Here is a 24,283-nt window from a genome sequence, read left to right as displayed (position 1 = left end):
TCAGGCCTTCGCTTGAGCGATGACGGAGGCCAGCGCGCGCGTCGCGAGCGGCAGCTTGAACTTGTTGTCCTCGGTCGGCGTCGCCCCTTGAAAGGCGCGCGCGGTGACAGCCGCGGCCCCCTGCGGCAACAGCGCATCCGCCGCCTCGACCCGCCACGGACGCGGCGCGACGCCGCCGAAGGCGACACGGCCGGTGCCATCGGGCTGAATCACCGCCGCGACCGAGACGAGCGCATAGGCATAGGAGGCGCGGTCGCGCACCTTCTCGTAGAAATGCTTGCCGCCTAGCGGCTTCGGCAGCGTCACCGCGGTGATGAGCTCGCCACTCTTCAACACCGTGTCCTGTTCGGGCGTGTCGCCCCACAGCCGGTGGAAGTCGGCGATCGGAATCGAGCGACGCGCGCCCGTACCGTCGACCGTCTCGACCACCGCGTCGAGCACCCGCATCGTCACCGCCATGTCACCGGGGAAGGTGGCGATGCACGCCTTGCTGACGCCGATCACACCCAACTGACGCGAATAGCCGCCGATCGCGGCGCAGCCGGAGCCTGGCTTGCGTTTGTTGCAGGCCATGTTGGTGTCGTAGAAATAAGGGCAGCGCGTCCGTTGGAGCAGATTGCCGGCGGTCGACGCCTTGTTGCGCAACTGCCCGCTCGCGCCCGCCACGATTGCGCGGGTCAGCACCGCGTAGTCGCGCCGCACACGCTCGTCCGCCGCCAGATCGGTGTTGGTGACCAGCGCACCGATGCGCAGGCCGCCATCCGCCGTCTTCTCGATCTTGTCGAAACCCAGATCCTGCACGTCGACCAGATGCGTCGGCGTCTCGACCTCGATCTTCATCAGGTCGAGCAGGTTGGTGCCGCCCGCGATGAACTTGGCGCCCGCATGGCCGGCGACCGCGCGCGCGGCGGCGACGGCATCCTTCGGCCGCTCATAGGTGAACGCCCTCATGCGCGTGCTCCCTTCGTGCCGCCGGCGACTTCGGCCATCGCGTCGGCGATGTTCGAATAGGCGCCGCAGCGGCAGATGTTGCCGCTCATCCGTTCACGCATCTCGGCGCCCGTTGCCTGCGGCTTCGCGGTCAGGTCGCCCTGCACATGGCTCGGTACGCCACGCTTGATCTCGTCGAGCACCGCCACCGCCGAGCAGATCTGGCCCGGGGTGCAATAGCCGCACTGGTAACCGTCGTGCTTCACGAACGCGGCCTGCATCGGGTGCAGCTTTTCCGGGCTGCCCAGCCCCTCGATCGTCGTGATGTCGTCGCCGTCGTGCATGATGGCGAGCGTCAGGCAGGAATTGATGCGGACGCCATCGACGAGCACCGTGCAGGCGCCGCACTGGCCGTGGTCGCAACCCTTCTTCGTACCGGTCAGATGGAGATGTTCGCGCAGCGCGTCGAGCAATGTCGTGCGCGTATCGAGCGACAGTTCGCGGCGCTGGCCGTTCACCTTAAATTTCACGGGCGTCATGGGTGGGGCCTCACGCTGCACGGGTGGACGCGGGATCGCGACGGCGGGTGCCGCGACAGCAGCCGCGGAGGCAGCTCCACCGGCCAACACGCCCCGCCGCGACAATTCCAACCCCGACGATTCCGACATACCGACCCTTCCCTCTTCGATCGCGCGACGTTTCGCCACCCTTCGACCGTCACCATCAACGCACGACCGCGCGAAACGCCCCGTCGTCGCCACCGCGATCGTCAGGAGGCGGCGCGGCGGCGGCGGGTCGGGGCGGCGACCGACAGCGTTGGCTGGATCGGATCGCTGCCGCGATCATACCAGCCGAGCGCGGTGGACACCTGACCCGCCGTCGCCTTGAGCAATTCCAGCGCCTCCGACCGGCCGACATGCGGATCGCCGTCGATTGCCTCCAGAAACGGAATCGTCATCGCCGCCACGACCTGTCCGTCGAAGCCGAAGATCGGGCAGCTCATGTCGGACACGCCCGCCATGCGCGCGCTGGGGATGCTTTCGTGGCCGTTCTCGCGCACCTGGCGCAGCCGCGCTCCCAGTGCCTTCACGCCCTTCGCTCCAACCAGCAGTTCGTCGCGCTTCTCCTCGCTCGCGAAGGCGAGCAGCACATGGCCCGAACAGCTGGAAGCGAGATCGACCGCGGTGCCGAGCCGCACCGCGAAGCCGGTTTCGCCGGGGCTTTCCTGCCGCAGCACGACAAGGCCGCGGGCGCCGGCGGCAGTCTCGTTCAGCACCACCATGTGACACGACTGTTCGATCCGCACCGCCAGCGCGTGCATCAGCGGTGCGGCGACATGCGTCAGCTCCTGCGCCGGCGTTGCGCGGTGCGCCACCTCGAGCAGCTTGTAGGTCACGCGGTAGCGATCGGTCGCCACGTCCTTGTGCAGCCAGCCGCGCCGGTCGAGCACCACGACGACGCGGAACAGCTCGCTGATCGACCGCCCCATCCGCGTCGCCATCTCGCTGATCGACAGGCCGGAGGGCTCGGTGCCGAGCAGTTCGATGACGTCGATCCCCTTTTCCAGCGCCGGGGCGGAATAGGCGGGCGGCGCGGCGACGACGAGGTCGGGGGTCTTGCGAGTTGCCATCGCAGTCATGCTAGCTCCTCGTCGGGCGCTTGTCATGCGGTGGTGACAAGCGCGCCGCACGCCCTCATCTGGTAACGGACGGCGGCGTACGAACAGGGGAATGAGGGCGCCATGCGGACGATCGACGGGCATCTGCATTTCTGGCGCTACGACGCGGCGGGCTATGGCTGGATCGGCGCGGGCACGCCGCTGGCACAGGATCGCCTGCCCGAGGATGTGCGCGTGGCGATGGACGCCGCCGGAGTCGCGGAGGGCATCGCGGTACAGGCGCGACAGAGTGAGGAGGAGACGCGCTGGCTGCTGGACCTTGCCGATCAGCACGACTGGATCGCTGGCGTGGTCGGGTGGGTCGATCTGCGTGCGCCCGATGTCGCCGATCGCATCGCCGCCCTCGCGCATCCCAGGCTGGTCGGGCTGCGCCATATCGCGCAGGATGAGCCGGACGACCGCTTCCTTCTGCGCGACGACGTGGTGCGCGGGGTGCGGGCGGGCGCGGCGGCGGGCCTGACCTACGACATCCTCGTTTATGCGCGACAGGCGGTGCACGTCCCCGCCTTCCTCGATAAGGCGGGCGACGGTCGGTTCGTGCTGGATCACGGCGGCAAGCCCGACATCGCCGCCGGCCGGTGGCAACCATGGGCGAATGCTGTGCGCGACATCGCGCGCTGCCCCAACGTCTGGTGCAAGCTGTCCGGGCTGGTGACCGAGGCGGATCATGCCGCCTGGGCGCCGGACGACATCGCGCGATACATCGATCACCTGATCGACTGTTTCGGACCCGTTCGGCTGATCTTTGGGTCAGACTGGCCGGTCTGCCTGCTCGCCGCCGATTATGGCCGGGTCCATGCGCTCGCCGCGGATGCGGTGGCGCGCCGCTGTCCCGGCCATGTCGCGGCGATCTTCGGCGGCAACGCGGTCGCCGCCTATCGCCCCTGACGATCAGTGCACGACGGTCGTGGCACCCACCCCGGCGTCACGCGGCTGGCGCAGCGCGAAGGCGAGCACGACGAGGAACGCCAGTGCGGGCACCAGCATCGCCATGTTGATCCCGGCGAGATCGGACACATAGCCCATCGCCGCGGTCAGCGCCGCACCGCCGATGATCGCCATCACGATCAGCGACGCGCCCATGCGGCCCAGCGACCCCAGCCCGTCCATCCCGAGCGCAAAGATCGCGGGAAACTGGATCGACATGAAGAAACTGGCTGCGACCAGCAGGATCAGGCCCGTCGACCCGCCGACCAGCGCCGCCGTCACCGCGAGCACGAGGCTGGCCGCCGCGAACGCCGCCAGCAGCCGCGCCGGGGCGACGCGCCCCATCAGCGCCGCGCCCACGAAACGGCCGAGCCCAAACAGGACGAGGCTGGCGAACAGATAGTCGGCCGCGGTGCGCTCGATCATGCCGGGCACGTTCGCCTGGGCATAGCGGATCGTGTAGCTCCACAGCCCGACCTGTGCACCGACGTAGAAGAATTGCGCCACCACCGCGAACATCAGGCGCGGGCGGCGGAACAGCTCGACGAAGCGCGGCTTGGTCTCGTCCGGCGCCGCCGCCTCGCGGTGGTCGGGAAAGCGGATCAGCGCCGCGACGAGCGCGAAGCCAAGCACGACCAGCCCGATGACGAGATATGGTGTCTGCACCGCCTGCGTCTCCGCGCGATAGAAGGCTTCGCGCGCCGCCGGCGTCATCGCGGCGATCGCGCCGTCGTCGTGCGCGATCTCCGACAGGATGAAATATTTGCCGATCAGCACGCCCGCCAGCGTCCCCACCGGGTTGGCCGCCTGCGCGAAGGTCAGCCGCCGCGCCGCGCCCGACGGATCGCCGAGCTCGGTCATCAGCGGATTGGCCGAGGTTTCGAGAAAGGCGAGGCCCGCCGCGATCACGAACAGCGCGGCGAGGAAATAGCGATACTCGCCGTAATGCGCCGCCGGATAGAACAGCAGCGCACCGCACGCATAGAGCAGCAGGCCGGTGACGATCGCCGTCTTGTACCCGCGCGACCGCACGACCAGCGCGGCGGGGATCGCAAGGCAGAAATAGCCGAGGTAGAACGCCTGCTGGACGAAGCTCGTCTCGAAGTCGCTCAGCACGAACGCCTTCTTGAACTGCGCGATCAGGATGTCGTTCAGGTTGTTCGCCATCCCCCACAGGAAGAACAGCGAGATCGTCAAGATGATTGCCGGAGCGTAGCGTTGTGCTCTCTCGCCGGTCATTGGGCCCTCTCCCCCGAGGCTGGTGAAACAGGATCCTATCGCATCGCGCGATCGAGATGGACATAACCGCCGTCGACGAACAGCCACTGGCCGGTGGTGTGGCCGGCGCGGTCGGACAGCAGGAACAGCGCGGTGTCGGCGACCTCCGCCGGGGTGGTCATCCGGTGGCCGAGCGGCACGCGCGCCTCGATCCCGTCCCGCGCCGCCTGCGGATCGTCGAAGGTCTGCAGCCACTGCGCATAGAGCGGCGTGTCGACTTCGGCCGGCACGATCGCGTTGACGCGGATGCCGTCCGGGGCCAGCGCGACCGCCCATTCGCGGGTCAGCGCCAGTTGCGCGCCCTTGGCGGCGGCATAGGCGCTGGTGTTGCCCTGCCCCGTCAGCGCGGTCTTGGACGAGATGTTGACGATGGCGCCGTGACTGGCGCGCAGGTGCGGCAGCGCATGGTGCGCCATCGTGAAGTAATGGACGAGGTTCCGGTCCAGCGACGCGCGGAAATCGGCCGGCGACCGCTCCAGTCCCACCGAATCATTGGCGCCAGCATTGTTGACCAGCCCGTCGATCCGCCCGAATTCGACGACGACCTGCTCCACCGCCGCCGCGCACGCCGCATCGTCGGACAGCTCGGCCCGCACAAACAGCGCCTCGCCCAACGGTTCGACCGGCGGCGTACGCGAGACGATGACGGCGCGCGCGCCCTCCGCCGCCAGCCCCGCGACGATCGCCGCGCCGATCCCCGATCCGCCGCCGGTCACGATCACGACCTTGTCGGCGAGGCCGAGGTTCACGGCGCGAACCGGAAGTCGACGAGCGTTTCGGGCTTCATCTCGATCGAATAGCCGGGCCGCTCGGGCGGCATATACGCTGCGCCGCGGATGACGCAGGGGTCGACGAAATGTTCGTGCAAATGATCGACATATTCGGTCACGCGCCCCTCCGTCGTTCCTGAAAAGCACAGATAGTCGATCATCGATAGATGCTGCACATATTCGCACAGGCCGACGCCGCCCGCGTGCGGGCACACCGGCAGGCCGAACTTCGCGGCGAGCAGCATGACGGCCAACGCCTCGTTCACCCCGCCGATCCGGCAGGCGTCGAGCTGGACGATGTCGATCGCGCCCGCCGCCATGAACTGTTTGAACAGGATGCGGTTCTGGCACATCTCCCCGGTCGCGACCTTCACGGGGGCGATGGCATCGCGGATCGCCCGGTGGCCCAGCACGTCGTCGGGGCTCGTTGGCTCCTCGATGAACCACGGGCTCGCAAACGACAGCGCCTTCACCCAGTCGATCGCGGGGCCCACGTCCCACACCTGGTTGGCGTCGATCATCAGGCGGCGGTCTGGGCCCAGCACCTCGCGCGCGATGCCGACGCGGCGGATATCGTCCGCGAGATCGCGCCCGACCTTCAGCTTGACGTGGGTGAAGCCGGCATCGACCGCCTCCTGCGTCAGCCGTCTAAGCTTGTCGTCGTCATAGCCGAGCCAGCCCGACGAGGTGGTGTAGCAGGGATAGCCCTGCTCCATCAGCGTGCGCGTACGCTCCGCCTTGCCCGCGGCCCGTTCGGTCAGCAGCGCCAGCGCCTCCTCCGGCGTGATCGCGTCGGTCAGGTAGCGGAAGTCGATCGCGGCGACGATCTGTTCGGGCGTCATGTCGGCGACCAGCCGCCAGACGGGCTTCCCCTCCGCCTTCGCCCACAAATCCCAGATCGCGTTGACGACCGCGCCCGTCGCCAGATGCATCGCGCCCTTGTCCGGGCCGATCCAGCGCAGCTGGCTGTCGCCGGTCAGGTGCCGCCACATCGCGCCCGGATCGGCGGCGATGGTGGCGAGGTCCAGCCCGACGACGAGATGCCGCATCGCCGCGATCGCCGCGACGCAGATGTCGTTGCCGCGCCCGATGGTGAAGGTCAGGCCATGCCCCTCCAGCCCCGGCGTGTCGGTTTCCAGGATGACATACGCCGCCGAATAATCGGGGTCAGGGTTCATCGCATCCGACCCGTCGAGCGCGAGGCTGGTCGGGAAACGCAGGTCGATCGTGCGCAGGCCGGTGATGCGCGTCATCAGTTCACCCACCCGCCGTCGATGACATGCACCGCACCGGTGGTGAAGCTCGCCTCGTCGCTGGCGAGATAAGCGATCAGCGCGGCGATCTCCTCCGCCCGGCCCAGCCGGCCCATCGGCTGGCGCGCGACGAAGGCGGCGTCGGCCTCGTCCACGCTGATGTGCTGCGTTTCGGCCTGCGCGACGACGCGGGCGCGCAGCGACGGCGTCTCGACAGTGCCGGGGCACACCACGTTGCAGCGGATGCCGCGCCCGACGAAGTCGGCGGCGACCGCCTTGGTCAGCCCGATCACCGCCGCCTTGCTCGCGCCGTAAGCATAGCGGTTGGGAATGCCCTTCACGCTCGACGCGATGCTGCTGACGTTGACGATCGCGCCGTTCCCCGCATCGAGCATCGCCGGCAGATAGGCGCGGATCGCGTGGTGCATGGCATGGACGTTCAGGTCGAAGCTGAGCGTCCAGTCGGCATCGCTGCACGACAGGATATCGCCCGCGCCGACGAAGCCGGCGATGTTGGCGAGAATATCGATCGGACCGGTCGTGGCCGGCAGCGCGGCGATGGCCGCCGGGTCGGTCAGGTCGGCGACGACGTGGTGGACGTCTTCGATCGTGCCCAGCGCGTCGCCGTCGCGATCCAGCGCCCAGACGTTCGCCCCTTCGTCGCGCAGCCGTTCGGCCACCGCCCGCCCGATACCATGTGCCGCCGCCGTCACCAGCGCGGTCTTGCCCGCGAACCGCATCCGTTCCCCCAATCTCACACTTTCATTAGTCAAAATCAATTTCACTGCAAGGACTACCGCCCGGCTTCGTCCGCCGCCACCGCGCGCGCCATCGACGTGCGTTTCATGGCGGAGGCGATGTTACCGAGGCCGTCGTACAGGCCGCGCAGGATGCGTGGAGCGCACGCAGGATGTCGCGATCGAGCGCGGCGCGGCATGCTCGACATGGAAATCTGGCGGGTCGATGATCGGCTGGTATGATCGCCGAGGTCGCAGTTGATTTTCCGCGCGCGACCGACCCTGCCCTCGCGCCGATAGTTGAGAAATGGGAAGCGGAGATGAACGCGTATCAAAAGCCGCTGCACCCCGCCGCGGCGAAATGGTCGGCGATGCGGCGGATCTTCGCGCTCGCCGATCAGTAGGGCGCTTCGAGCCCCGACAACACCATCTCGGCGAACACCTTGCCGACCTCTTCCGCCGGCTCGGACCGCTCCGGCTTGAACCAGCGATGCGTCCAGTTCAGCATGCCGAGGATGCCGTAAGCGACCGTGCGCGCCGAGCCGACTCGGCGGAAGCTGCCGTCGGCATATCCCTGTTCGACGATGTCGATGATCGACTGCTCGATGCTGCGGTTGAGCGTGCGCATGTGCGCCGACCATTCGGAGCGCGTATCGCTGACCTGCGCCAGATCCTCGCGAATGTAGATGTAGAGCAGCGGATAGTTGCTGCCATAGGATATCATCATCGATGTGACGAGTTCGCGGAGCTTCCGGTTCGGGCTGATCGCACTACCCGCGATACGCCGCGCGAGTTCGTCATTTCCCTCCAGAACGGACCTAACTATCTCGTCGAACATCTGCTCCTTCGACGAGAAATAGTAGTACAGCGTCGCGCGATCGATACCCAATTCGGCGGCCACCGCACTCACGCTGGCGCCCTTGTATCCAAGTCGATTGAACACCCGGATCGCGGCATCGGATATCTCCTGACGGCGGCTGGCGTAGGACAGGCTGGCATCCTTGCCCGCCGCCGAGCGTCGCTTGCCGATCAACGACGTTTGTTCAGACAATAGTCCATCCCTTCGCAACCTGTTCTTTGCGCTAACCGCGCGGTGCACCGGCAACGTATAGGACCTGTCCGGTGACGAAGGAAGAACGCGGATCAGCGAAATAGGATACGGCATGGGCGATATCGTCGGGCTGGCCCGGCCGGCCGACGTGGATCGTGCCCAGCATCTGCTCCACCATCGCGTCGAACGTCATGCCCATCCGTTCGGCGACGGCGCGGGTCATGTCGGTCACGACGAAGCCGGGGGCGACGGCATTGGCGGTGATGCCGTAGCGCCCCAGCTCGATCGCCAGCGTGCGCGTGATGCCCTGGACCCCCGCCTTGGCCGCGGCATAGTTCGCCTCGCCCACCGCGCCCAGCGCGGCGATGCTCGACAGGTTGACGATCCGGCCCCAGCGAAGCCCGCGCATATGCGGCTGCACCGCGCGGCACATCAGGAACACCGACCGCAGGTTGACCGCGAGCACGCTGTCCCAGTCGTCGGCGGTCATCTTCGCCAGGGTGCGGTCGCGCAGGATGCCGGCGTTGTTGACGAGGACGGACGGAGCGCCGAGCGCGTCGGCGACCGCCGCCACCGCCGCCTCGACCGCCGCTTCGTCGGCGACGTTCGCAGCCACCGCGAAGCCGCGCCGGCCCGTGCCCCGCACCGCGGCCAGCGTCGCCGCGCACGCGTCGGTATCGAGATCGATCACTGCGACGTCATGGCCATCCTCGGCCAGCCGCACCGCGATCGCCGCACCGATACCGCGCGCGCCGCCGGTAACGATCGCGACGCGCGTCTCGGGCGGCGTAAAGATCGTCATCGGTCCATCCCCAGCATCGCCTGCGCCTTCTGCGACAGCAGGAATTTGCGCGCCCGCCCCGACGCCGTCGTCGGAATATCCGCCGCCGTCACGATCAGCACGTGGCGCGGCACCTTGAAGCGCGCCAGCCGCTCGGCGACCATCGCCTGCATCGCCGCCGGATCGAGCGTGGCGCCCGGCCGCGCGACGAGGAAAGCGACGCCGACCTCCCCCATGCGTTCGTCGGGCACCGGCACCACCTGCGCCTGCACGACATCGGGGTGGGTGGTCAGAAGATCCTCGATCTCGGTCGGCAAAACCTGCTCGCCGCCGCAGCGATAGGATTCCTTCGTGCGCCCGACCAGCGTGATATAGCCGTCGGCATCGATCCGGCCGAGATCGCCGGTCTTCAGCCAACCCTCGCCATTGAACGCCGCCGCGGTCGCCTCGGGCTTGTTGTAATAGCCGCGGGTGACGCCCGGCCCCTTGGCCACCAGCTCGCCCATCTCGCCGACGTCCAGCTCCACGCCGGTTCCGGGGTCGACCACGCGATACGTGACCAGCCGGTTGCCGATCGCCGGATCCCCCGCCGGACCGACATCGCGCTGTCGCCCGTTGGTGGTCAGCAGCCGCTCCATGCCGTCGTCCGGCCGCGTCACCGTGGTGGAGGCGGTTGTCTCCGTCATGCCATAGCCGGTGGTGATCTCAGCCACGCCCAGCACGTCGTGGATCGCCTGCCACACCCGTTCCGGCGCGCGGCCACCCGATGCCAGCACCGCGTGCCACCACGACAGGTCGTAACTGCCAGCCTCTGCCGCATCGATCGCGGCCAGCGTCATCGCCGGCACCAGCAGCGCGTCGGTCGCACGATGCCGTTCGATCCCGGCGAGCGTCGCGGCGGCATCGAAGCGCAGCTGCGGCACGATCGCCCCGCCGACAAACGGCACCGCCAGAAGCCCTTCGACATAGCCGAACACATGATACATCGGCAGCGAGAAGAGGATGCGCCGACCATACTCGAACGCGCGGGCATAGGCGGCGCCGAACGCGGTGCGCATCAGCATGTCGTGGGTCAGCTGCACGCCCTTGGGTGGTCCCGTCGTGCCCGAGGTATAGATGATGTCGCAATCCGACGCCGGATCGACGACGATGCCGTCGAGTGCGCTGCTCGCCAACCGGTCGAGCGCGGCGAAGGTCATCGCATCGTCGCGGGGCGGCCCCTCGCCGGTCGGCAACACCACGACCTGACGCAGCCGCGGCAGCGTCGTACCGCCGCCGTCCTCGACCCAGCCCGGCGCGATCTGATCGAGCGCGTCGAGGTAATCCACGTCGCGGAACCGGTCCATCGTCACCAGCACGACCGAATCGGACTGTTCGATCAGGTAGCGAAGCTCGTCGCGGCGATTGAGGATGTTGATCGGCACCGCCACCGCACCCAGCCGCGATATCGCATATTTCAGCGCGACGAATTCAGGCTGGTTGGCGAGCACCATCGCCACCTTGTCGCCCGCGCCGACGCCCAGCCCGCGCAGGCCGGTCGCGATGCGCCGCGACCAGTCCGCCATCTCGCCATAGGTCCAGGCGCGGTCGTCGGTGATGACGAAGGGGCGGTCACGAAACCCGCTGTCGGCGGCGTGATCCATCGTGCCGTGCAGCGTGCGCGGAATCCAGACCGGATGGCGCGCGCGGATCGCCGCCTGCCGTTCCGACACCAACGCCAGCCGCCCGTCGACCACCATTCTCTCCTCTCCGGCCGTTGCCACGGCTCCCTGACTGCGAGCCTAGGCACCCGCGATCAACCTCGTCAATGCTTGTGTTGATCTTTGGGTCCGTGGTTGTGACGACAATCCCTCTGCGCCATCTGCCCTTTATCAACGATAGTGTTGACGAAGCGATCGCCGCATGTCATCTCGTGACGATCAGGGAGGATGTATGGCGACGTTGGTGGACGCGGTGATCGTCGGCGCGGGGTTCGCAGGGCTGCGCGCGCTGCACACGCTGCGCGGCATGGGCCTGTCGAGCGTGGTGCTGGAGGCGTCCGACGGGATCGGCGGCGTCTGGTATCACAACCAGTATCCGGGCGCCCGCTGCGACGTCGAAAGCTTCGACTATTCCTATCGTTTCTCTAGCGACCTCGAACAGGAATGGCGCTGGAGCGAACGCTATGCGACCCAGCCCGAGATCCTGCGCTACATCGATCACGTCGCCGATCGCTTCGACCTGCGCCGCGACATCCGGCTCGATACGCGCGTGGCGCAGGCCCGCTATGACGAGGGCCGTTCGCGCTGGATCGTCACCGCCGAGGACGGGCGCGTCTGGGATGCGGAGCGGCTGATCCTGGCGGTCGGCCAGCTCTCCACCCCCAAGGACACGCGCTATCCGGGGCAGGACGATTTCGCCGGCCGCATCATCTCCAGCGCGCGCTGGCCCAAGGACACGGTCGACTTCACCGGCAAGCGCGTCGCGATCATCGGAACGGGTTCGTCGGGCGTCCAGATGACGCCGGTCATCGCCGCGCAGGCCGCGCAGCTGACCGTGTTCCAGCGCACCGCCAATTATTCCATCCCCGCCGCCAACGCGCCGGTGTCGGACGCCGAGGATGCCGCGGTGAAGGCGGCCTATGCGCAGCGGCGCGAGGCCGCGCGCAACTCGCCGAGCGGTCTGGGCTTCGTACCCGACACCCGCGCTGCGATTGACGTGCCCGAGGACGAGCGCAACGCGGCGTACGAGACGGCGTGGAACCGCCTCGGCTTCGGTTTCGCGCTCACCTTCAAGGATATCCTGCTGAGCGAGGAATCGAACGCGACCGCGTCGGCGTTCATCAAGCGCAAGATCGCCGAGCAGGTCGCCGACCCCGAGGTGCGTGCCGCGCTGACCCCCGGCGACTTTCCGTTCGGCACGCGGCGTCCCTCGGTCGACAGCGGCTATTTCCAGGCGTTCAATCGCGACAACGTCCGGCTGGTCGATATTTCGGCGACGCCGATCGAAGGCTTCACCGCCACCGGTATCCGAACGACCGCGGAGGAGTTCGATTTCGACATCGTCATCTACGCGACCGGGTTCGACGCCTTCACCGGATCTCTGCTGAAGCCCGAGATCGTGGGGCGCGATGGCGTGACATTGCGCGAGAAATGGGCGGCGGGACCGACCAGCTTCCTCGGTATCGGCGTCGCCGGCTTCCCCAACATGTTCGTCATCGTCGGCCCCGGCAGCCCATCGCTGCTCAGCAACGTGCTGCTGTCGACGGAGGAACAGATCGACTGGCTCGCCGCGCTGTTCGCCCATGCACGCGACCGCGGCATCACCGAGATCGAGGCGACGGAAGACGCCGAGCGTGACTGGGTGGCGCATGTGAACGCGCGGGCGGAGGAGACGCTCTACCTGCGCACGCCGTCCTATTATCTGGGCGCGGAAATGCCGGGCAAGCCGCGCGTCTTCATGCCCTATTCGGGCGGCGTGCGCGGGTATCGCCGCATTCTGGAGCGTACCGCCGCCAGCGGTTACGAAGGCTTTGCGCTACGCCGGCCCGTGCAGGCGGCCGTTGCCTGACGGCGTCGATCCTGCCTTTACCACGCTGCTTGCCGAGCCCCGCGCGGCGCTGAGGCGTTTGCCGCCGCACGTACCACTGGCGGCGCTGCGCCACGGCGCCAATGCCTTCATGGCGAGCGCGCCGGGACGGCCGATTTACGCCGTCCGCGACCTGACCACGCCCGGCGCCGCCGGCGACATCGCGCTGCGCTTGTACCGGCCGTCCGCCGACGGCGCGCTGCCCGTTACCCTGTTCGTCCATGGCGGCGGCTTCATGCTCGGCAATCTCGACACGCATGATGCGATGTGCCGCTCGCTCGCGCTATCGTCGGGCGCCGCGGTGCTGGCGATCGACTATCGGCTGTCGCCCGAGGCGCACGCGCCCGCCGCACTGGACGACATCGCCGCGGTCCATGCGATGGTGCAGCGCGAGGGCCACGCGCTGTCGCTCGACGCGGGGCGAATCGCCATCGTCGGCGACAGCGCGGGCGGGTATCTCGCCGCGGTGTCGGCGCTGACCTTGCCGGTGCGACACGTCGGGCTGCTTTATCCGATGATCGCCCCCGCCGCCGATACACCGTCGCTGCGAGAGTGCGGGAGCGGCTATATGCTCGAACGCTCGTTCATCGACTGGGCATGGGAAGTTTATGGCGCGCCCTCGCCACTGCTGGAGGCCGACCTGTCGCGCTATCCGCCCACGACGATCGTCACCGCCGGATGCGATCTCCTGCGCGACGAAGGCGAGGCGTTTGCCAGGCGCTTGCGTACTGCGGGCCGCGATGTGGTGGTCGAACGCTTCGCCGGCATGATCCACGGCTTCGCAGGGCTGCCGCAACTGACGCACCGCGCAGGCGACGCGATGGCGATGATCGCTGCGCGTTGCGGAGCGAGTTTTCCGCCAACCGCTCCCAGTAACCGCTCGTGCTGAGTAGCGGCTGAGCGAAGTCGAAGAGTGTCAGGTCGGATCGTCCCCCGGACGATCCTGAAACATGCGGGGCATGTTTCACCTGACACTTATCGAAGTACAGGTAGCGGTCCTTCGATACGCGTCTTCGACAGGCTTAATGGCTACTCAGGACGAACGGGATGATATGGATGCCCCCAACTACCGCGGCGCCATTCGGATCGCGCCGTCCAGGCGGATGACCTCCCCGTTCAGCATCGGGTTGGCGATGATCGCCTCGACCATCTGCGCATATTCTTCCGGCCGCCCGAGGCGCGAGGGATGCGGCACCTGCGTGCCCAACGAGTCCTGCGCCGCCTGCGGCAGGCCCATCAGCATCGGCGTCAGGAAGATGCCGGGCGCGATCGTCATCACGCGGATACGGTGCTGCGCCAGATCGCGCGCGACCGGCAGGGTCATGCCCGCCACGCCCGCCTTCGACGCGGCATAGGACACCTGCCCGATCTGTCCGTCGAACGCCGCGACCGAGGCGGTGTTGACGATCACGCCGCGCTCCTCGCCCTCCGGCTCCACGGTGATCGCGCGCGCGGCGAACTGCGACAACACGTTGAAGCTGCCGATCAGGTTGATTTCCACCGCCTGCCGGAACGCCGCCAGCGACAGCGGTGCGCCGTGCTTGTCGACGGTGCGGCCGACCGGGGCGACGCCGGCGCAATTGACCAGGATGCGCGCGACTCCGTGCGCCGCCTCCGCCGTGGCGATCGCCGTGGCGACAGACGCCTCGTCGGTGACGTCGGCGCCCGCGAACACACCGCCGATCCGCTCGGCGGTCGCCGTGCCGACCTCCGCATTGCGGTCGAGGATCGCCACCCGCGCGCCGCCTGCCGCCAGCATCGCCGCCGTCGCCTCGCCCAGGCCCGAGGCCCCGCCGGTGACGATCGCCGCCACGTCCTTCATCTGCATCGCATCGTCTCCGTATCAGGCGGTCAGGATGACCGAGCCGCCATTGGCCCCGAGCCCCAGCACCGCCGACATCGCGACCTTCGCGCCATCGACCTGATGCCCCTCGGCTGCCCCGCGCAACTGCCACGTCAGTTCGCACATCTGCAACACCGCCTGCGCGGTCGTCGCCTCACCGGACGACAGGAAGCCGCCGCTGGGGTTGAGCGGCAGGCGCCCGTCGATCGCGAAATGACCGTCCGCCAACAGGCGGTCGCTCATCCCCGCTTCGTGGAAGCCGAAGATTTCGGGCCAAGCGAGCAAATGCCAGGCGGTGTTGTCCGCCATCTCCAGCAAATCGATGTCGCCCTGTCCGACGCCCGCCATCTCGAATGCGCGCGAGACGGCGGTCGCGACCTCGCTGGTGTGGCTGACGCCCGGCCGAACCGTGCTCGATATCGTCGGAATGCGGCGCGCCGGATCGCCGAACTGCCCGGTCGCCGCGACGCAGGCCGCGACGCGTATCGCCTTGCCACCGTGCCGCTTCATCGCCGCCTCGCTGCCCAGCACCACCGCCGCCGCGCCGTCGCTGACCGGGCAGATCTGCAGCAGGTGCAGCGGATCGGCGACCATCGGCGACGCCAGCACCTCCGCGACACTCGTCTCCTTGCGAAACCGCGCCAGCCGGTTGCCGCTCGCGTTGCGCCGCATCAGCACCGCCGCCTGCGCCAGCGTCTCCTCGGTCGTGCCATGCTCGTGCATGCGCCGCCGCGCCTCGATCGCCCAATAGGCCGGGTTGGTCGCGCCCATCGCCACCCAGCGCAGGTAATCGCTGTCGGTGATGTCGTCCTGGCTGCCTGGCGGGCGCGGGATGAAGCCTTTGGGCATCCGCTCCGCCCCCATCGCCACCACCACGTCGCACTGGCCGCTGGCGATCATCGCATGCGCGGTCTGCACCGCGATGGCGCCCGCCGCGCACGCGCCGCCGACGTTGACGCAGGTCATGCCGTGTTCCGACACCGCCTGCGCGACCTCGTTGGCATGCAGGCCCCAGCCCATGCCGCCCTCGAACCGCGAACTCGCCGCGACCAGCCCCTGAACGTCGCGCCAGCCGAGCGCCGCATCGGCCAGCGCGGCGCCGGTCGCGTGCAGCGCCAGCTGCAGCTGCGGCGTGTCGGGCCATTTGCCCCACGGATGCGCGCCGGCCCCCAGCACATAGACGGGGCGGCTCATCGGACAGGCTCGAACATATAGGTCTGCACCGCACCCAGCGTTTCGTCCGTGTAGAGCGTGCGCGCCGCCAGCCGTACCGGCGTACCGATCGCGATGGCGTCGAGGTCGAAGCCCGACAGCATCCCCATCACCTCCACCCCGTCACCCAGATCGACCAGCCCGATCGCATAGGGCGCCCAGTCGTCCATGCGGAACAGCGCGGGCGGGCGGTAGCGCTGGATGGTGTAGCTGACGAGCACGCCCTCCGCCGGCAGCAGCGCGCGTTCCAGCACCGACGCGTCGCACGCCGGATTGCGACATCCCGGCGCCTGCGGGAAATAGACCGTGCCGCATGTCGTGCAGCGCGATCCGATCAGCCGCGCGCCACCCTCGCCGACCTCGAACAGCCCGTCGGCGACCAGCGCGCTCACAGCGACAGGATGTCGCGGGTTTCGCGGAAGTAGAGCGTGTCGTCGGTCGTGTCGGTCACCGTCACCGCGTGCCGCACGTAACGCCGTCCGCGCTTCTCGTATTTGTCGATCGCGCGCGTCGTGATCCGCACCGTCGCACCGACCGGGATAGGGGCGAGGATCTCGCTATCGTGGAAGGTATGGATCGATCCGATCGCGAACGGCTTCGTATGATCGAACTGCACCGACAGGACGAAGTGCGAGACGAGCACGGGCGGGACGATCGCGCCGCCGAACGGCGACTCCCCCGGGACCGTCCAGGTGTTCATCCGCCACCCCTCGTACCACGGGTTATAGTCCTCGACCGCGTCGGCGTAGAGGATGACGAGTTCGGGCGTGATGTTCAGGTCGCGAGACAGTTCGTCGCCGATTTCGACCATGTCCCAATAGGTTTGCGAGCCCTGCTCCAGCCCGGCGATGAAGTCGCGCGTCTGTTCGACCTGGATCGGCGTCATCGGGCGCAGCGCGTCGGTATGCTCAGACATCGACGTCCACCTCCACCCAGCCGACGGTCTTCTTCTCGCCGGCTTCGTTGTCCGTCCAGATATCGACGACGAAGCGATATCCGTCGCCCTTCGGCTGCTTCTCGCGCACCACGCCGTGCGTCGTGATGACCTCGTTCGCCAGTGTCGACGCGACGTATTTGCACACCATCCGCGCGCCGGTGAACATCGCCGGGCCGAAGTGATTGACGCACATCTCGGCCAGATACGCCGACGACATCTCGCCGGTCTGGATCGGCGCCTTCAGGCCCGTCTGCGCGGCATAGACGGGATCCCAGTGGTTGGGATTGAACCGCCCCCACAGCCGCGATCCCATCAGCTGAATCGCGGCCTTCTTCGCGATCGGTTGCAGCTCATAGCCGACCGGCGTGTCGCGGGTGATGCGATGGCTGTTCGTCACCGGAATTTGGCCGACAGCTGCAACGCCACCTCACGCCCGCGGGCGACGACGCCGCGCTGTTCGCTGATCGCGCCGGGCACGCTGGCACCACCGGTGCGGTCGGCGGCATAGAGCAGGTAATATTTGTTGGCGAGGTTCCGCCCGACGACCGAGATCGCCCAGGTATCGTCGACCTGCGCCAGCCGCGCGCTGGCGTTGAAGCGCCAGAAGCCGTTCTGGTACGTCGACGGCGCCATCGTCTCGGCCGCATAATAGCCGCTGCTGTAGAAGGCGTCGCCGGTCACCGCGATCTTGTAGTCGCCGAGCGGGATCGACAATTCCGCGCCGCCGTTGCCGGCCCAGTCGGGCGAGCGCGCGGGCGCGCGGCCACCGAAATCCTGCTGCAACGTCAACGCGGTGCTGTTGACGAACGAACAGTTCGCCGGTGCCACCGCGGTCGCGCGTACCGTGCCGGTCGGGAAGGCATAGCCGTAGCATTGCCCGACGAAATTCTTGAACCGGTTGTGCGTATAGGCGATCGCGCCGTGCACGCGGAAATACTGGCTCGGTTCGAAATTAATTTCGGCCTCGCCGCCGCGCTGGCGCACCGTGCCGGCGTTGTTGATGGTGTAGGCGACCCGCGCCGGATCATAGGTGTTCACCTGCAGATCCGAGAAATCATAGCTGAACGCCGCGAGGTTGAAGCGCAGCCGCCCGTTCATGAACAGGCCCTTCAGCCCCGCCTCATACCCCCTCGCCTTTTCCGAGCCGAAGTCGGCATCGCCGATCCGCGTGCCGGTCTGGAGCGGGCTGGTCAGGCCGAAGCCGCCGGATTTGAACCCGGTGCGATAGGCGCCGAACACGGTCAGGTCCGGCGTCGGGCGAAACGTGATCGTCGCTTCGGGCGAGACGTTGTCGTCCTCGAAGTGGCCGTGCAGCACGCCCAGCTTGTTCGATCCCGGATACAGCGTGTTCTGCGTTGCAAAGCCGCCGATGCCATAAAGGTTGCGCTTGTCGAACGTCTTGCGCTCCTGCGTGTAGCGCGCGCCGCCGGCGATCTCGAGTTGCTCGAACGGCTTCACGATCAGCTGCGCGAACGCCGACAGCGTGTTGCCGGTCTGGACGTTCAGATCCTCGTAGCTGACGAAGCGGTTCGCGGCGGCGTTGTAGTTGCCGTCGTTCAGCTTCACGTCGTTGTTGTCGTGCAGCCGCGCGGTCTGATAGAATCCGCCCGCCATGAAATTGATCGGACCCGCGAAGTCGCTGGTCACGCGCAGTTCCTGCGAGAATTGCTCGGCGCGCTGTTCGTTGAAGAACGCCAGCTGCGAATAGCTGGTCTGGTCGAGGCCGGAGAAGAACGCATATTTGGTGAAGTTGTAGCCGGTGGTCGAATCGATCGCGATGTTGCCGATCTTCCAGCCCAATTCCAGATTCTGCGTCAGGACGGTCAGCTTGCCGTAGGCGCGGCCATCCGGGTTGCCGTTGCGGAACGTCGCGGCGATGGCGGGGGCGAGGTCGCCGATCGTGGTGCGGTCGTCGATCACGCATTCGGCCGCCGGATCGGCGATGCCGTACATGCGCGGATTGGGGCCGGTGCACGGGCCGATGTTCTGCGTCGCGGTGCCGGGGCCGGCATCACGGTTGTGCGCGTAGAAGGATTTGAAGCGGAAGGTGACGTTGTCGGCCGGCTCGCCCTTCAGCGTCAGGCGCGCCAGCACTTCCTCGTCGCCCGGGCGGCGGTCCGACGTGCCGGGCAGCGTCGCGGCACCCGAGGGCGCGCCCGTCGCGGAGCGGTAGAACGGGTTGGCGATCGGCTGCGCCGTGTTGCGCAGCCAGCCGTCGAGGTTGCGATAGCGAACGGCGAGACGCGCGCCGAAGGTGTCGGCGAGCGGGCCGGAGATCGCCGCCTCGGTCGTCAGCTCGTCGCCGACGAACTCGTAACTCGCGCGACCCGATATCTCGAGCCGGTCGGTCGGGTCGGCGGTGGCGATGGAGATGACGCCGGCGGTGTTGTTCTTGCCGAACAGCAGCGCCTGCGGCCCCTTCAGCACCTCGACCTGCTGCACGTCGAAGATGCCGAGCTGCGCGATGCGCCCGTCGCTGGTCTGTACGCCGTCGATCGCGACCGACACCGCCTGCTCGAACCCGGCCTGGTTGGCGGGGGAACTGATGCCGCGGATGGCGATCGATCCGCCGCCGTTCGACTTGTACGCGCCGACGATGACGGTCGGGGTCAGCTCGCCGATCTTGCTGAGGTCGTTCGCGTTGTTGCTGGCGAGCGCCTCTGCACCGATCACCGACACGACGACCGGCACGTTGTTCAGCGATTCGCTGCGGCGGCGGGCGGTGACGACGATGTCGCCGGCGACTTCGGGCGTCGCGGGGTCGGCGACCGGTTGGGTGTCCTGCGCCGCGGGCGGTGCCGCGGCAGGAGCGTTCTGTGCGAATGCCGGTGCGGCGATCAAAGCCAGCAGCGAGATGCCCCCTGCAATTGCAGCCCGCGAACGAACGCTCTTCATGCCACTCTCCCGATCCTCGCGCCGCCGTTAGCCGATCGGTCGCAGCCTGAAGAGTGACCGCACGAAATTGTCCTGTCAATACCAGTGTTGACAGTTTCAACATTATCGTTGACGAACCGCCGGGCGATACGATCGGACGTCTGATGTCCGACGACGATGGAGAGAATTATGGCCGCCGCCTATATCGTGCAGGCTCTGCGCACCCCCGGCGGGCGTCGCCGCGGCGCTTTCGCGGATGTCCATCCCGCCGATCTCGGCGCCACCGTCCTGAACGCCATCGTCGACCGCTCCGGGATCGACCCCGCCGCCATCGACGACGTCATCGTCGGCTGCGTCAGCCAGGCGGGCGAGCAGGCGTTTGCGATCGGGCGCAACATGGTGCTGGCGTCGCGCCTGCCGGACAGCGTCCCCGCCGTCACCATCGACCGCCAGTGCGGATCATCGCAGCAGGCGCTGCACTTCGCCGCACAGGCGGTGATGTCGGGTACGCAGGACATGGTGATCGCCGCCGGCGTCGAATCGATGACGCGCGTGCCGATGGGCTCCAACTTCCGCCTGCACGCGGACGCTGGCCTGGGCGAAGGCCCGTGGAGCCAGGCGATCCGCGACCGCTATCAGGTCGCTGAATTCAGCCAGTTCACCGGCGCGCAGATGGTCGCCGACAAATACGGCCTGACCCGCGATGCGATGGACGGCTTCGCGCTCGACAGCCACCGCCGCGCCGCCGCCGCGATCGAGAGCGGCGCGTTCGATGCCGAGATCGTACCCGTCACAACCGCCGCGGGCGTGGTGACACAGGACGAGGGCGTCCGCTTCGACGCCTCGCTGGAGGGCATCGGCTCGGTGAAGCCCTTGCAGGACGGCGGCACCATCACCGCCGCCAACGCCAGCCAGATGACCGACGGCGCATCGGGCGCGCTGATCGTCAGCGAGGCGGCGCTGACCCGCTTCGGCCTCACCCCCCTCGCGCGCATCCACACGCTGGCGGTGACGGCGGGCGACCCGGTCATCATGCTGGAGGAGCCGATCCCGGCAACCGCCAAGGCGTTGGCCCGCGCCGGCCTGTCGCTGTCCGACATCGACCTGTTCGAGGTGAACGAGGCGTTCGCGGCGATCCCGATGGCGTGGCTGAAGGCGACCGGCGCCGACCCGGCGAAGCTGAACGTCAACGGCGGCGCCATCGCACTCGGCCATCCGCTGGGCGCGAGCGGCACAAAGCTGATGGCGACGCTGGTCCACGCGCTGCACGCGCGGGGCGGGCGCTACGGATTGCAGACGATGTGTGAGGGCGGTGGAGTCGCCAATGTGACGATCGTCGAGCGGCTGTGACGGCGCCGACCCGCCCCGCCCCGACCGCGGGCTATGCGTGGTACAGCGTCGGCGTCCTCACCATCTGCTACACGCTGGCGTTCATCGACCGCCAGATCCTCGGCCTGATGATCGGACCGATCAAGGCGGAGTTCGCGATCAGCGACACGCAGGTCGGCCTGCTCGGCGGCTTCGCCTTCTCGCTGTTCTACAGCGTCGTCAGCCTGCCGCTCGGCCGGCTGGTCGACCGGGTCGGGCGGTGGAAGATCATCGGCCTCGGCGTGTTGTTCTGGAGCCTGATGACGATGACCTGCGCCGTCGCACGCGGCTATCCGGGGCTGTTCCTCGCCCGCATGGGCGTCGGCGTGGGCGAGGCGACGCTGGCCCCCGCCGCCGTCTCCGCCATCTCCGATTCCTTCCCGAACGAGCGGCTGGGTTCGGCGATGAGCGTCTACGGCATCGGCATCTATCTCGGCTCCGGCCTCGCGCTGCTGCTGGGCGGCGCGGTGGTCGCGTCGCTGGCGCAAACGCCGGTCGTCACGCTGCCGGTCTTCGGCGACGTCGCGTCGTGGCGCGTCATCTTCCTGATCGTCGGCCTGCCCGGCATTTTCGTCGGTCTGTGGGTGCTGACCCTGCGCGAGCCGCCGCGCCGCAACGCGATCCTCGGCCGCGACGGCGCGGTCGCGCGCCTGTCGATGCGTCAGGCGGTGGCGGAGATCGGCAGCCGCCGCGGCGCCGTCGCGGGCATCGCCATCGGCCTGATGTTCCAGGCGATCGCGCTCTATGCCTATATGCTCTGGTCGCCGGAGATGCTGCGCCGCGTGTTCGGCTGGTCGGCGCAGACGACGGGACTGACGATGGGCGTGATCGTCCTCGTCGGCGGCACCGCCGGCATGCTGACCGGAGGGCGGCTCAGTGATCGCGGGCTGCGCGCCGGACGGCGCGATGCCGCACTCGGCGTCGCCACGGTCAGTTCGATCGCAGGCTTCGTCGTGTTCGCGACGCTGCTGCTCGCGCTCGGATCGGCGACGGGCAGCGTCGCCATCCTGTTCGTGGGGGTGTTCCTGCTCGCGATGCCGGCGGGCAGTTGCTACGCCGCGGCGCAGATGGTGCTGCCCAACCAGGTGCGTGGACAGGCGATGGCGCTGATCCTGCTGATCGCCAATTTCGGCGGCCTGACGCTCGGCCCGCTGCTGCCCGGCGTGCTCAACGACTATGTGTTCGAAAGCGAGGACGCGCTGGGCCTGTCGCTCGGCGCGACGCTGGCGCTGACGACGCTTGCCGCCGCGTTCGTCTTCAACGCCGCGCGCCCTGCCTACCGCCGCCATCACCTGGCGCTCAATCCGTGATCTACGGGCAGGACGCCCCCTGAACGCCGTCCGGATCGTTCGGTCGCGATGCTGAGTTCGCTTTCCCCCGATCCCTATATCCTCGTCATGACGGGCGCGGGCGTGCTGATCGCGCTGGTCGCGTGGCTGCCGCTCGCGCTGAAGCGCCTGCCGCTGTCGCTGCCGATCATCTGCATCGCCATCGGCGCGGCGGTGTTCCTGCTGCCGCAGGTCACGCTGCGCCCGCTGCCGTGGCGCTATCCCGAGATCACCGAGCGGTTTGCCGAATTCGTCGTCATCATCGCGCTGATGGGTGCGGGGCTGAAGATCGACCGGCCGTTCGGGTGGCGGCGGTGGCGGCTGACGTGGCGGCTGCTTGCCATCACCATGCCGCTCGGCATCGTCGCGATCATGATCCTCGGCCAGAGCGTGCTCGGCCTGCCGCTCGCGGTCGCACTGCTGCTCGCCGCCAGCCTCGCGCCGACCGATCCGGTGCTCGCCGCCGACGTGCAGGTCGGCCCGCCGCGCACGGGCGACGAGGACGACGTGCGCTTCGGCCTGACGTCGGAGGCCGGGCTGAACGACGGCGCCGCCTTCCCCTTCGTCCATCTCGCGATCCTGCTCGCAGTCGCCCTGCCGAAGGGCGAGCCATGGCTGTCCGAATGGCTGACCTATCGCGTATTGTGGGAGATCGGCGGCGGGATCGCCGGCGGATGGCTGGTCGGAAAGGCGTTCGGCTGGCTGACCTTCCATGTGCCTGCCGAGACGAAGCTGGCGCGCACCGGCGACGGCCTGATCGCGCTGTCGGCGACCTTCGTATCCTATGGCCTGACCGAGATCGTCCACGTCTACGGCTTTCTCGCCGTGTTCGTCACGGCACTGACCTTCCGCGGCACGCACCGCGAGCACGATTTCCAGCGCGAGATGCACGCCATCACCGAACAAATCGAACGGCTGGCGATGATGGTGCTGCTGATCCTGTTCGGCGGCGCGCTGGTCAGCGGGCTGCTGGCGAGCGTCGACTGGCGGGATGCGGTCGTCGCGGTCGTGATCCTGCTGGTCGTCCGCCCGCTGACCGGCTGGGTCGCGCTGATCGGCCATCCCGCCGATCGCGGGGAGAAGCTGACGCTTGCCTTCTTCGGCATCCGCGGGGTCGGCACGATCTACTACCTCGCCTATGGCATCAACCACATGGCGGTCGGCGATGCCCATCGCCTGTGGGGCATCGTCGGGCTGGTGATTCTGATGTCGATCCTGCTGCACGGCCTGACCGTCACGCCGATCATGCGCTCGCTCGATCACCAGCGCGGCGTCGATCCCGATGCGGAGAATGCCGGACCGCCCGGCCTGCAGGGGCCGGCGGCATCGGACAAGGCTGTGCAGACATGACCATCGATGATGCAGCCCGCGAAACGCTGGCCCTGCTCGCCCGCCGCGCCCCGGCCGCGACAATCTGCCCGAGCGAAGTCGCACGCGCCATCGCCGCGGCGAACGGCACATCTGACGACTGGCGCGATGCCATGCCGATCGTTCACACCGCCGTCGAAGCGCTACTGTCGGAGAACCGGATCGCGCTACGCTGGAAGGGCGTCGACCTGCCCACGCGCGCCGGCCCCTATCGTATCGGTGCGGCGACGCGTGACCCGCCGCCGGTGCGCCGCGAAGACACCTGACGCGAGGATATGACGATTGCCGATCGATGCGTTCTCCGGGGACCGTCGTTCCGACGATCCCCGTGCATTTCCAATGCTTTGAGAAGTGGTGCCCAGAAGAGGATTTTACGAACAC

At 68.1% G+C, this 24,283-nt stretch carries 24 protein-coding genes; 8 read left to right on the top strand and 16 right to left on the bottom strand.

Annotated elements, in window-relative coordinates; all coding sequences use genetic code 11:
• The 3 genes from ACX40P_RS02810 to ACX40P_RS02800 all read right to left on the bottom strand — a co-directional run bounded on the left by ACX40P_RS02810 (position 1) and on the right by ACX40P_RS02800 (position 2,560).
• Complete coding sequence (locus ACX40P_RS02810; RefSeq protein ID WP_459124764.1) at positions 1–951, bottom strand: FAD binding domain-containing protein; 951 nt, start codon at positions 949–951, stop codon at positions 1–3.
• Positions 948–1,598, bottom strand: a complete 651-nt coding sequence (gene paoA / locus ACX40P_RS02805; RefSeq protein WP_459124763.1) for an aldehyde dehydrogenase iron-sulfur subunit PaoA — start codon at positions 1,596–1,598, stop codon at positions 948–950. Before paoA ends, ACX40P_RS02810 begins: the two co-directional genes overlap by 4 nt.
• 101 nt (positions 1,599–1,699) lie before the next feature.
• Positions 1,700–2,560 carry an IclR family transcriptional regulator gene (locus tag ACX40P_RS02800; protein WP_459124762.1) on the bottom strand — a complete coding sequence of 287 codons (861 nt, stop codon included), beginning with the start codon at positions 2,558–2,560 and terminating at the stop codon, positions 1,700–1,702.
• A gap of 111 nt (positions 2,561–2,671) precedes the next feature.
• Here ACX40P_RS02800 and ACX40P_RS02795 point away from each other — a divergent pair, with 111 nt between their 5' ends.
• Positions 2,672–3,496, top strand: a complete 825-nt coding sequence (locus tag ACX40P_RS02795) for an amidohydrolase family protein (protein WP_459124761.1) — start codon at positions 2,672–2,674, stop codon at positions 3,494–3,496.
• Between the two features lie 3 nt (positions 3,497–3,499).
• On the opposite strand, the gene fucP is transcribed toward ACX40P_RS02795, so the two are convergent.
• From fucP to ACX40P_RS02775, 4 genes are read right to left on the bottom strand one after another with little or no spacing between them, the layout of a single operon-like run.
• Positions 3,500–4,774, bottom strand: a complete 1,275-nt coding sequence (fucP, locus tag ACX40P_RS02790; protein ID WP_459124760.1) for an L-fucose:H+ symporter permease — start codon at positions 4,772–4,774, stop codon at positions 3,500–3,502.
• A 35-nt stretch (positions 4,775–4,809) separates the two neighbouring features.
• Positions 4,810–5,562: an L-fucose dehydrogenase gene (locus ACX40P_RS02785; protein WP_459124759.1), complete on the bottom strand. Its 753-nt coding sequence runs from the start codon at positions 5,560–5,562 to the stop codon at positions 4,810–4,812.
• Positions 5,559–6,836 (bottom strand): L-fuconate dehydratase, encoded by a 1,278-nt coding sequence (locus ACX40P_RS02780; protein WP_459124758.1) that lies wholly within the window; start codon positions 6,834–6,836, stop codon positions 5,559–5,561. Before ACX40P_RS02780 ends, ACX40P_RS02785 begins: the two co-directional genes overlap by 4 nt.
• Positions 6,836–7,576, bottom strand: a complete 741-nt coding sequence (locus ACX40P_RS02775) for an SDR family oxidoreductase (protein WP_459124757.1) — start codon at positions 7,574–7,576, stop codon at positions 6,836–6,838. Before ACX40P_RS02775 ends, ACX40P_RS02780 begins: the two co-directional genes overlap by 1 nt.
• A gap of 236 nt (positions 7,577–7,812) precedes the next feature.
• Between ACX40P_RS02775 and ACX40P_RS02770 the strand changes: the two genes are divergently transcribed.
• Complete coding sequence (locus ACX40P_RS02770; RefSeq protein ID WP_459124756.1) at positions 7,813–7,977, top strand: hypothetical protein; 165 nt, start codon at positions 7,813–7,815, stop codon at positions 7,975–7,977.
• Here ACX40P_RS02770 and ACX40P_RS02765 read toward each other — a convergent pair.
• The 3 genes from ACX40P_RS02765 to ACX40P_RS02755 are packed head-to-tail and all read right to left on the bottom strand — an operon-like array spanning position 7,971 to position 11,168.
• Positions 7,971–8,606: a TetR/AcrR family transcriptional regulator gene (locus ACX40P_RS02765; RefSeq protein WP_459124755.1), complete on the bottom strand. Its 636-nt coding sequence runs from the start codon at positions 8,604–8,606 to the stop codon at positions 7,971–7,973. The two genes, ACX40P_RS02770 and ACX40P_RS02765, sit on opposite strands and share 7 nt — an antisense overlap.
• A 49-nt stretch (positions 8,607–8,655) precedes the next feature.
• A complete protein-coding gene (fabG, locus tag ACX40P_RS02760; protein WP_459124754.1) occupies positions 8,656–9,426 on the bottom strand; it encodes a 3-oxoacyl-ACP reductase FabG in 771 nt (256 codons plus the stop codon).
• Complete coding sequence (locus ACX40P_RS02755) at positions 9,423–11,168, bottom strand: class I adenylate-forming enzyme family protein (RefSeq protein WP_459124753.1); 1,746 nt, start codon at positions 11,166–11,168, stop codon at positions 9,423–9,425. Before ACX40P_RS02755 ends, fabG begins: the two co-directional genes overlap by 4 nt.
• A gap of 169 nt (positions 11,169–11,337) precedes the next feature.
• Between ACX40P_RS02755 and ACX40P_RS02750 the strand changes: the two genes are divergently transcribed.
• Positions 11,338–12,954, top strand: a complete 1,617-nt coding sequence (locus tag ACX40P_RS02750) for a flavin-containing monooxygenase (protein WP_459124752.1) — start codon at positions 11,338–11,340, stop codon at positions 12,952–12,954.
• On the top strand, positions 12,947–13,861 hold the full coding sequence (locus ACX40P_RS02745; protein WP_459124751.1) for an alpha/beta hydrolase: 915 nt from the start codon (positions 12,947–12,949) through the stop codon (positions 13,859–13,861). The genes ACX40P_RS02750 and ACX40P_RS02745 overlap by 8 nt, the downstream gene beginning before the upstream one ends.
• 177 nt (positions 13,862–14,038) lie before the next feature.
• On the opposite strand, the gene ACX40P_RS02740 is transcribed toward ACX40P_RS02745, so the two are convergent.
• Genes ACX40P_RS02740 through ACX40P_RS02715 form a run of 6 tightly spaced genes read right to left on the bottom strand, consistent with a single transcriptional unit; the run spans position 14,039 to position 19,859 of the window.
• Positions 14,039–14,800 (bottom strand): SDR family NAD(P)-dependent oxidoreductase, encoded by a 762-nt coding sequence (locus tag ACX40P_RS02740; protein WP_459124750.1) that lies wholly within the window; start codon positions 14,798–14,800, stop codon positions 14,039–14,041.
• 15 nt (positions 14,801–14,815) lie between these two features.
• A complete protein-coding gene (locus ACX40P_RS02735; protein WP_459124749.1) occupies positions 14,816–16,009 on the bottom strand; it encodes a lipid-transfer protein in 1,194 nt (397 codons plus the stop codon).
• Positions 16,006–16,419 carry a Zn-ribbon domain-containing OB-fold protein gene (locus ACX40P_RS02730; protein ID WP_459124748.1) on the bottom strand — a complete coding sequence of 138 codons (414 nt, stop codon included), beginning with the start codon at positions 16,417–16,419 and terminating at the stop codon, positions 16,006–16,008. The genes ACX40P_RS02735 and ACX40P_RS02730 overlap by 4 nt, the downstream gene beginning before the upstream one ends.
• Positions 16,416–16,943 (bottom strand): MaoC family dehydratase, encoded by a 528-nt coding sequence (locus tag ACX40P_RS02725; protein ID WP_459124747.1) that lies wholly within the window; start codon positions 16,941–16,943, stop codon positions 16,416–16,418. The genes ACX40P_RS02730 and ACX40P_RS02725 overlap by 4 nt, the downstream gene beginning before the upstream one ends.
• Positions 16,936–17,361 carry a MaoC family dehydratase gene (locus tag ACX40P_RS02720; protein ID WP_459124746.1) on the bottom strand — a complete coding sequence of 142 codons (426 nt, stop codon included), beginning with the start codon at positions 17,359–17,361 and terminating at the stop codon, positions 16,936–16,938. Before ACX40P_RS02720 ends, ACX40P_RS02725 begins: the two co-directional genes overlap by 8 nt.
• Complete coding sequence (locus ACX40P_RS02715; RefSeq protein ID WP_459124745.1) at positions 17,358–19,859, bottom strand: TonB-dependent receptor; 2,502 nt, start codon at positions 19,857–19,859, stop codon at positions 17,358–17,360. Before ACX40P_RS02715 ends, ACX40P_RS02720 begins: the two co-directional genes overlap by 4 nt.
• A 168-nt stretch (positions 19,860–20,027) precedes the next feature.
• Between ACX40P_RS02715 and ACX40P_RS02710 the strand changes: the two genes are divergently transcribed.
• Genes ACX40P_RS02710 through ACX40P_RS02695 form a run of 4 tightly spaced genes read left to right on the top strand, consistent with a single transcriptional unit; the run spans position 20,028 to position 24,168 of the window.
• Positions 20,028–21,188 carry an acetyl-CoA C-acetyltransferase gene (locus ACX40P_RS02710; RefSeq protein WP_459124744.1) on the top strand — a complete coding sequence of 387 codons (1,161 nt, stop codon included), beginning with the start codon at positions 20,028–20,030 and terminating at the stop codon, positions 21,186–21,188.
• Positions 21,185–22,516, top strand: coding sequence for an MFS transporter (locus ACX40P_RS02705; protein ID WP_459124743.1), 1,332 nt, complete (start codon positions 21,185–21,187; stop codon positions 22,514–22,516). Before ACX40P_RS02710 ends, ACX40P_RS02705 begins: the two co-directional genes overlap by 4 nt.
• Positions 22,517–22,564: 48 nt before the next feature.
• Complete coding sequence (locus ACX40P_RS02700) at positions 22,565–23,884, top strand: cation:proton antiporter (RefSeq protein WP_459124742.1); 1,320 nt, start codon at positions 22,565–22,567, stop codon at positions 23,882–23,884.
• Positions 23,881–24,168 carry a DUF3253 domain-containing protein gene (locus tag ACX40P_RS02695; RefSeq protein WP_459124741.1) on the top strand — a complete coding sequence of 96 codons (288 nt, stop codon included), beginning with the start codon at positions 23,881–23,883 and terminating at the stop codon, positions 24,166–24,168. Before ACX40P_RS02700 ends, ACX40P_RS02695 begins: the two co-directional genes overlap by 4 nt.
• Positions 24,169–24,283: the final 115 nt, after the last annotated feature.

The sequence above is a fragment of the Sphingomonas sp. RS2018 genome, from assembly GCF_054489605.1.
Note: the sequence above shows the minus strand (reverse complement) of the source record. Positions and strands in the feature narration are given on the sequence as shown.